This is a genomic window from uncultured Pseudophaeobacter sp., assembly GCA_905479575.1.
Taxonomy (GTDB): Bacteria; Pseudomonadota; Alphaproteobacteria; order Rhodobacterales; family Rhodobacteraceae; genus Pseudophaeobacter.
In genome coordinates this window covers 87,250-94,887 of the sequence record CAJQNB010000018.1, presented here as the reverse complement: position 1 = coordinate 94,887, position 7,638 = coordinate 87,250, and the positions used below count along the sequence as shown (strand labels likewise).

General features: G+C 61.0%; 8 protein-coding genes and 1 pseudogene. 6 read left to right on the top strand and 3 right to left on the bottom strand.

The window, feature by feature from the left end:
• Together QZ268_RS07185 and secG are read right to left on the bottom strand one after the other, a co-directional pair.
• Positions 1 to 285, bottom strand: a pseudogene (locus QZ268_RS07185) (CTP synthetase); the annotation flags it as partial.
• Positions 286 to 448: 163 nt separating this feature from the next.
• Entirely contained in the window at positions 449 to 820 is a 372-nt protein-coding gene (gene secG, locus QZ268_RS07180; RefSeq protein ID WP_295450245.1) for a preprotein translocase subunit SecG, read from the bottom strand.
• Positions 821 to 1,005: 185 nt separating this feature from the next.
• Here secG and nthA point away from each other — a divergent pair, with 185 nt between their 5' ends.
• The 5 genes from nthA to QZ268_RS07155 all read left to right on the top strand — a co-directional run bounded on the left by nthA (position 1,006) and on the right by QZ268_RS07155 (position 4,364).
• Positions 1,006 to 1,653: a nitrile hydratase subunit alpha gene (nthA, locus tag QZ268_RS07175; protein ID WP_295450243.1), complete on the top strand. Its 648-nt coding sequence runs from the start codon at positions 1,006 to 1,008 to the stop codon at positions 1,651 to 1,653.
• Entirely contained in the window at positions 1,650 to 2,345 is a 696-nt protein-coding gene (gene nthB / locus QZ268_RS07170; RefSeq protein WP_295450241.1) for a nitrile hydratase subunit beta, read from the top strand. The genes nthA and nthB overlap by 4 nt, the downstream gene beginning before the upstream one ends.
• A complete protein-coding gene (locus QZ268_RS07165; RefSeq protein ID WP_295450238.1) occupies positions 2,342 to 2,674 on the top strand; it encodes a nitrile hydratase accessory protein in 333 nt (110 codons plus the stop codon). Before nthB ends, QZ268_RS07165 begins: the two co-directional genes overlap by 4 nt.
• A gap of 140 nt (positions 2,675 to 2,814) precedes the next feature.
• The gene (locus QZ268_RS07160; protein WP_295450236.1) at positions 2,815 to 4,128 is read left to right on the top strand and encodes an adenylosuccinate synthase; all 1,314 of its coding nucleotides are present in this window, start codon (positions 2,815 to 2,817) and stop codon (positions 4,126 to 4,128) included.
• Positions 4,128 to 4,364, top strand: a complete 237-nt coding sequence (locus QZ268_RS07155) for a DUF2842 domain-containing protein (RefSeq protein ID WP_295450234.1) — start codon at positions 4,128 to 4,130, stop codon at positions 4,362 to 4,364. The genes QZ268_RS07160 and QZ268_RS07155 overlap by 1 nt, the downstream gene beginning before the upstream one ends.
• A gap of 112 nt (positions 4,365 to 4,476) precedes the next feature.
• Here the strand turns inward: QZ268_RS07155 and QZ268_RS07150 are convergent, their stop codons facing one another.
• A complete protein-coding gene (locus tag QZ268_RS07150; protein ID WP_295450232.1) occupies positions 4,477 to 6,828 on the bottom strand; it encodes a chemotaxis protein CheA in 2,352 nt (783 codons plus the stop codon).
• 139 nt (positions 6,829 to 6,967) lie between these two features.
• Between QZ268_RS07150 and QZ268_RS07145 the strand changes: the two genes are divergently transcribed.
• Positions 6,968 to 7,624, top strand: coding sequence for a thiamine diphosphokinase (locus QZ268_RS07145; protein WP_295450230.1), 657 nt, complete (start codon positions 6,968 to 6,970; stop codon positions 7,622 to 7,624).
• The last annotated feature ends 14 nt before the right edge of the window (positions 7,625 to 7,638 follow it).

The window sequence follows — 7,638 nt, the reverse complement described above, 5'->3', positions numbered from 1 at the left end:
GTAGATGCGCCCGGACGATACGGAATCGGTTTTACGGGCCGCAACACCGGTGAAACGTTCGTAGTGTCCAAGGTCGAGGTCGGTCTCCGCGCCATCATCAGTGACAAAGACTTCGCCATGTTCAAAGGGGCTCATGGTGCCGGGGTCGACGTTAAGATAGGGGTCCAGTTTGCGCAGGCGGACGGAATAGCCACGCGCCTGCAAAAGAGCCCCAAGAGCGGCGGACGCCAGGCCCTTGCCAAGCGATGAAACCACACCACCAGTGATAAAGATGAAACGCGCCATGAGTGTTCGGCTGCCCCCGTGAGAAGTCAGAAAATAGCTGCCCGGCGGTTGTGAAAAACCGCTGCACCACGGGGCTACACATATAAAGGATTCGCGCGACATGCGCAAGAGAACCGCAAGATGCTGTTACGGTTCTCTCTCAGAATTCTAGGTCTTGTAGGTGTTAGTCGGCGCTGGGAACCAGCGGCGCATTGTCACCTTCGGCTGGCGGCAATAGATCGCTGCCCAGCGGCGCGATTGGTGCTTCCGGCGCATCACCCGTTTCAGTCGCGGCAGGCACGATGCCATCGGCAACCGAAGATCCAGCGGATTTCTGCGCGGCCAGTACGGTCAGGGTGATCGAGGTGCAGATAAAGCAGATCGCGAGGATCCAGGTCACTTTGCCCAGGGCGGTCGCTGCAGAGCGGCCAGACATGGCCCCGCCACCGCCGCCGCTGCCCATCCCCAGGCCCCCGCCTTCGGAGCGCTGCAGCAGCACCACGGCAATTAGGCCAAGAGCCAAGAGAAGATGGATGATGAGAACAACGTTTTCCATAGGTTCCTGCGGCTGTTGGCTAAACTATCGGGCGGTAAATAGGCAAGAATGCCGACAGGGGCAAGGGCTCAGTTTCGATTGTTGGTTCAGAGCGGGAAAGGAGGGGGAACAAGCCCGGTAAAACTGTGGGGAAACAGAGGAAAAGTGACTGGACGCGGGCGCTGGCGCTGGGGCAGGCTGCGCTCATGCCTCATGATCATTCTGACCACCCGCACGCCGTTCTGCCTTCTGACCCTGCTTTGCGGGTCAAAGCGCTGGAAACGATTCTCACCCGCAAGGGGCTGATTGATCCGGCGGCGCTGGATGAAATCATCGATACCTATCAAAACAAGATCGGCCCACAAAACGGCGCCCGCGTTGTTGCCCGCGCCTGGAGCGACCCGGCGTTCAAGGCAGCACTGCTTGCAGATGCAGATCCGGTTCTGGCCGAGCTTGGTTATTATGGGCGCCAGGGCGAACATATGGTGGTCGTCGAGAACAGGCCTGAGCGGCATAATATGGTCGTCTGTACCCTGTGCAGCTGTTACCCGTGGCCGCTGTTGGGCATCCCGCCGGGGTGGTATAAATCCGATGCCTATCGTGCCCGCGCCGTGCGTGAACCCCGTAAGGTGCTGGCTGATTTTGGCGTGACCCTGCCCAGCGAGACCGCGGTGCGGGTCTGGGATTCCACCGCAGAGGTCCGCTATCTGGTGCTGCCCATGCGCCCGGCTGGCAGCGAGGGGCTGGATGAAGACGCGCTTGCCGCGCTGGTGTCCCGCGATTCGATGATTGGCACCGCGCTGGCCACCGCGCCCAGCGGCGCCGGTGATCTAACAGGCGGGGATCTTACATGAGCCGCCTGCACGATATGGGCGGGCGATTCGGCGATGGCGCCGTGGTGCCGGACGCCCCGGATGCGCCGGTCTTTGCCACAGACTGGCACGCCCGCGCCCTGGCCGTCACCCTGGCCTGCGGCGCCTTGGGAAAATGGAACATTGATGTCTCGCGCCATGCCCGGGAATGCCTATCGCCCAAGGATTACACCCGATTCTCCTATTATGAGAAATGGATCTCGGCGCTGGCGGATCTGCTGGTTGAGACCGGGGTGCTGACCCGTGAAGATCTGAAAGGTCACAGCGGGGAGGGGCTGCATGCGCTGGCCTCAGCGGCGCTCAGGGCGGAGGCCGTGGCGGCGGTTCTGGCCAAGGGCGGCCCCGCCAATCGTCCCAGCGCTATCGCGCCGATTTTTGCGCCCGGTGAGCGGGTGAAAACCCACCACCCCGGTGGCAGCGCCCTGGTGGATGGTGGTCACACCCGCCTGCCAGACTATGCGGCCGGCGCCTGTGGTCAGATTCTGCGCCAACACGGCACCCATGTGCTGCCGGACAGCAATGCCCATGGGCTGGGTGAAGCACCAGAGCCGCTTTATGCGGTGGCTTTCCCGGCGTCAGAGCTTTGGGCGCATCCGGAACACCCCCATGATGAGGTGGTGCTGGATCTGTGGCAAAGCTATCTGCAACCGCTGGAGCCGGGGGCGCAGATATGAGCGATTGCATCAACCACTCGGCGCCCGAGCCGGTCTTTCTGGACCCCTGGCATGCGCAGGTCTTTGCGCTCACGGTTTCATTGAATGAGGCGGGGCGGTTTAGCTGGGCGGAATGGGTTGCGCAGTTTTCTGCAACCCTGCGCCGCAATGGTCTGAGCCGGGAACTGGATGGTGGCGCCGACTATTTCAACGCTTGGCTGGAAACGCTGGAGGCGATTCTTGCAGAGGCTGGCAATGCCAGCCCGCAAGAGGTGGCTTTGGTGCGGCGCGACTGGGAAGAGGCCTATCTGAGCACGCCGCACGGCGAACCTGTGCATCTGCCGCGTTAATCCTGGCCCTTGCATCATGGGTCTTGCCCGAATGTAACGGGTCTGCGTCGATTTAACGGTTTCCTCGCGCGCGCCGCATCGCTATACGGGGCTCTGGTTTCCACCAGCATACATTCTAACCAGCATACAAAGGACCTGAGATGGCCAATGTCGTGGTAGTCGGCGCCCAATGGGGCGATGAAGGAAAAGGCAAGATCGTTGACTGGCTCAGCGAACGCGCCGATGTGATTGCGCGTTTTCAGGGCGGTCACAATGCCGGCCATACGCTGGTCATTGACAGCAAAGTCTACAAGCTGCACGCGCTGCCCTCGGGGGTTGTCCGCGGTGGCAAGCTGAGCGTGATCGGCAATGGTGTGGTTCTGGACCCATGGCACCTGCTGAAAGAGATCGAAACCGTGCAGGCGCAGGGCGTGGATATCAGCCCCGAAACCCTGATGATCGCCGAGAATACGCCGCTGATTCTGCCGATCCATGGTGAACTGGACCGCGCCCGCGAAGAGGCAGCCTCCAAGGGCACCAAGATCGGCACCACCGGGCGTGGTATCGGCCCCGCCTATGAAGACAAGGTTGGCCGCCGTGCTATCCGGGTTGCCGATCTGGCCGATGACGCCACACTTGAGGCCCGCGTTGACCGCGCCTTGCAGCACCATGATCCGCTGCGCAAAGGTCTGGGTTTTGAGCCGGTTGACCGCGATGCGCTGATTGCCCAGCTGCGCGCGGTTGCGCCCGCGATTCTGAAATTTGCCGCCCCTGTGTGGAAAGTGCTGAATGAAAAGCGCAAAGCAGGCAAACGGATCCTGTTTGAAGGCGCCCAGGGCGCGTTGCTGGACATTGATTTTGGCACCTATCCCTTTGTCACCTCGTCAAATGTGATTGCAGGTCAGGCCGCCACCGGTGTCGGCATCGGTCCGGGCTCGATTGATTATGTGCTGGGGATCGTCAAAGCCTATACCACCCGCGTGGGCGAAGGCCCGTTCCCGACCGAGCTGCTGAATGCCGATGGCAAACCAGACGCCGATGGGGACCGTCTGGGAACCCGTGGCCATGAATTTGGCACCACCACGGGCCGTCAGCGTCGCTGTGGCTGGTTTGATGCCTGTCTGGTGCGCCAGACCTGTGCCACTTCGGGCATCACTGGTATCTCGCTGACCAAACTGGACGTGCTGGATGGGTTTGAAACCCTGAAGATCTGTGTCGCCTATGATCTGGACGGCACCCGTCTGGACTATCTGCCCACCGCTGCTGATCAGCAGGCGCGTTGCACCCCGATCTACGAGGAAATGCCCGGCTGGTCTGAATCCACTGAGGGCGCGCGCAGCTGGAACGATCTGCCTGCCAATGCCATCAAATATGTAAAACGCGTGGAAGAGCTGATTGAATGCCCGGTGGCATTGCTCTCTACCAGCCCGGAGCGGGACGACACCATTCTGGTGACCGACCCCTTTGCTGACTGATGTCGGATAAGCCGGGGCTCAGCTACAAGGCGCGTCGTCGCTGGGCGTTGATCATCCTGCTGGTTGGCATGCCGCTTTATATCATCGCTGCGGTCAACGTGGTGAGCCTGTTTGAACGGCCACCAATCCTGTTGGAGCTGTTGATCTACGCGGTGTTGGGGGTGCTTTGGGTGCTGCCTTTCAAGTTCGTCTTTCGCGGCGTTGGTAAGGAAGACCCAGAGGCCGAAGACCAGTAGCGCGGGCGCTTAGCTAAAATAAGGCCCGACCGGAAATCACTCCGGTCGGGCCTTTTCTATGTCTGGCAGCTGTCTCGGCTTGCCCCTACAAGCGGATCATACCTGCCTGCGGTTAGCCTGCGGCGCGTTTGCGGGGGCGAAAGCCAATATCGTCAGTGGCGGTGAACTGACCATTGTCGGAGCGTTCGATCTTGCCCTCCCGCAGCAACTGGCCAATTGAGCGCAGCCCGTTTTCGCGATTGAAGTCGCCATGTCCGACGCTGCGCACCTTGTTCATCAGCTGGGGGCGCGAGAACTTATCGCGTCCTTCGACAAAGCTGAGGTAGGAGGCGGCCGCTTCCAGCATCTCGTGCAGTTCGGTGGCGCCGAGATCCTGAACATAGTCGGTAAAGCTGCCAAAGGCTTCGGCCTGCGCCGAGGGCGTATCGTCAGCAGCCATGGAAATACGCCGTGGCCGCACCGGTTTGGCCGAGGTTTTTACCTCCGGTTCAATGCGCTGTTCGGCCACCAGTTTTAGCGGCGCGGGGCGGCTGCCTGTGCTGCGCGACCGTGTGGCCTCTCCCGCTTCGGGGCGACGCGGGCGAACCACGCTGGCGAGATCCTCACGATAGGGTTCGGCCTCATCCGTTTTGGCGCCGGTCGGGCTGGCCGAGCGATCTGCCTCGGCGGCGGCGACAGCGGCGCGCAGATGGCTGTAGGTTTCCCGCGAGGTTGCATTGTCGGGATCGCCGAGCTTGCTTTCTGCGGCCTCCATCAGGCGGGTGACATCGCTATCTGCGGGCTGAGTGGTCTGCGGGTTGGCTCTGCTGGTTACTTCGCGGGCAGATGCAGAATCAGCGGCCTGTTCGGGCGCGCTTTTTGGCGAAGGGGCATCTGTTTCTGCCTGTACCTCAGAGATCTGCGCGCTGTCCTGATTACTGGCAAGCAGCTCAGCTTCAACCTCTGCCAGTTCGCGCATCAGATCCGCCTCTTCATCGGCGTCCAGTGAGCTTTCTGCAGAGGGCGTGCTGTCTGGCGTTTCGTCTGTTGGTGTTTCGACAACCTCTTCCAGGTTGCCGGAGCTCATGGCTTGTTCCAGATCGGCGCGCTTTACCTTGACGATGCGGGCGCGCAGCGGTTTTGCGGTCTGGGGTGCGGTCTCGGGGGCGGTTGGTGCAGGCTCTGCTGCAGCGTCTTCAGCAGGACTTGGCGCGGCCGTTGTGTCTAGGGCCGAAGTGTCGCTCGCAGTGTTGAGCGCCACATCTTCGGAGGCTTTGGGACGGCCCAGGCGCATGCCGCGTTTGGGGCGGGCAGGGGGCTCTTGTGCCGCCCGAGAGTCTGCCTGTGAGTCGGCCTGGGTGTCTGCCTGAGTGACGGGCTGGGCATCTGGCTGGGCAGCAGCGGTGGGTTCCGCCACTGGATCAGGGGCGGTCTCCTGCAAGACGGAATTGATCAGTGCCTCGCTGGAGGGGGCTGGTGTTTGCGGCTCCGATGGGGCCTCTGCTTCCTGTGCCGCAGATGCCGCGTCGGCGCGCTTGCCGGTCAGATCAATACGATCCAGAACCCGCGAAATTTCATCGCTTTCGGCGTCGATATCATCCAGGTCTTCGTCTTCAACCTGCGCCATTTCCGCCCGGGCTGTTTCGATAAAGGTCTCGGCGTGCTCGTCCTCAGAGAATTCCTCTTCCGGGGCTTTGGCCACCACGGAGCGAATGCGCAGGAGCTTGGCCGCGATGCTGTCAGCGGCTGGAACGGTGTCACTGCGCGGCGCGGAGGTCACGGGCTCTGCGGGCAGATCTTCATCAAAGAAATCGACCTTTTCCGCCACCTCTTCTGCGGTGTTGTCATCCATGGTCGCAGCTTCGGTCGGATCTTCGGAGGCTGGCGAATCGGAAACGGCGGCGGAAATGGCCGCAATGGTGGCCAGATCAACTGAGGTAGCCGGGCTTTCCACGGTGCTGCCTGTTTGGGACTGTTCTGCGGGGGCTGCTTGAGCAGGGTCATCTTCCAAGACAGCAGCATTGGCTTCGGCAGCGGTATTAGCTTCGCTGGTGGCCTCGGACTGGGTTTCGTCTTCTTCAAACAGGTCAACTTCGCTGGGGGCGACATCAATGGTGTCCTGCGCCAGGCGCGCTGGACGATCTGGCTCTGCCGCAGGTGCCTGCTCAGGCTCTGCTGCGGGCTCGGCGGTTTGGGGGGCAATCGTGGGCTGCGATGGGGCCGCATCCGGGGTTGTCGTGCGCAGGTGGATGCCATCGCTGCTGGTGCGGGCTTCAACCTGACGCGCCACTTCGCGCTGAGCGATGCGGGCCAGCATCTCTGCGTCTGGCTGCGGTGGCTCGGCACCAAAGTAGCGGTCATCGGATGCCAGATCACGGAAATACTCGGCAATGGCCTTCATCGTGCCAAAGGAATCCTCGAACCCTTCCAAGGTGCAGGAGAAGGTTCCATAGGAAACCGTCAGAACTTTGTTGTTGTGTACCATCGGTTTGCTCGTCCTCGCCAAAGTAATTGTCATTTACAATATGGGCTAGCTCGTCAAATTCTGCTCGAATCCGTGCAATTGATCGTATCATTTTGTGTTTAGATTGTGGCTGGTTTCTATATCTGCGATTAATCTCGGCATGAACGAGCTTATTGTAGACGAAATGGGACCAGTGACTCTGGTTGGTGGCGGTGATCTGGGGGAAGGCGACCTGAATTGGGCGCTTTCATTAACCAATTTTTTAGTCGCTGCAGACGGGGGCGCCGATCATGCGCTGGCTTTGAATCACCTGCCAAGTGCTGTGATCGGAGATTTTGATTCAATTTCACCGCAGGTTTTGGCACAGATTCCGCCAGATCGGCTGTGTCGGGTGACCGAGCAGGACAGCACGGACTTTGAAAAAGCCCTGCGGGCAATCCGCGCGCCTTTGGTTCTGGCAGTTGGGTTTCTGGGTGGCAGGGTCGATCATCAACTTGCGGTTCTCAATGCGCTGGTGCGGGACATTGGCCCGCCCTGCATCCTGTTGGGGGCGCAGGAGGTGATTTTTCACCTGCCTGCCCGGATCGCGTTGCCGCTGCAGGCGGGGGAGACCGTATCCCTGTTTCCCTTACGCGAAGTGCGCGCAGAGTCTGTCGGGTTGGAGTGGCCGCTTGAGGGGTTGGTGATGCGCCCGGGCGGGCAGATCGGCACCTCCAACCGGGCGCTTGGCCCGGTGACGCTCACAGTTGATGGGCCGGGGCTGTTGGGGTTGGTGCCACGTCATCATTTGCCCGCGCTTATACAGGCACTAATGTAACGGGCACTAACGTA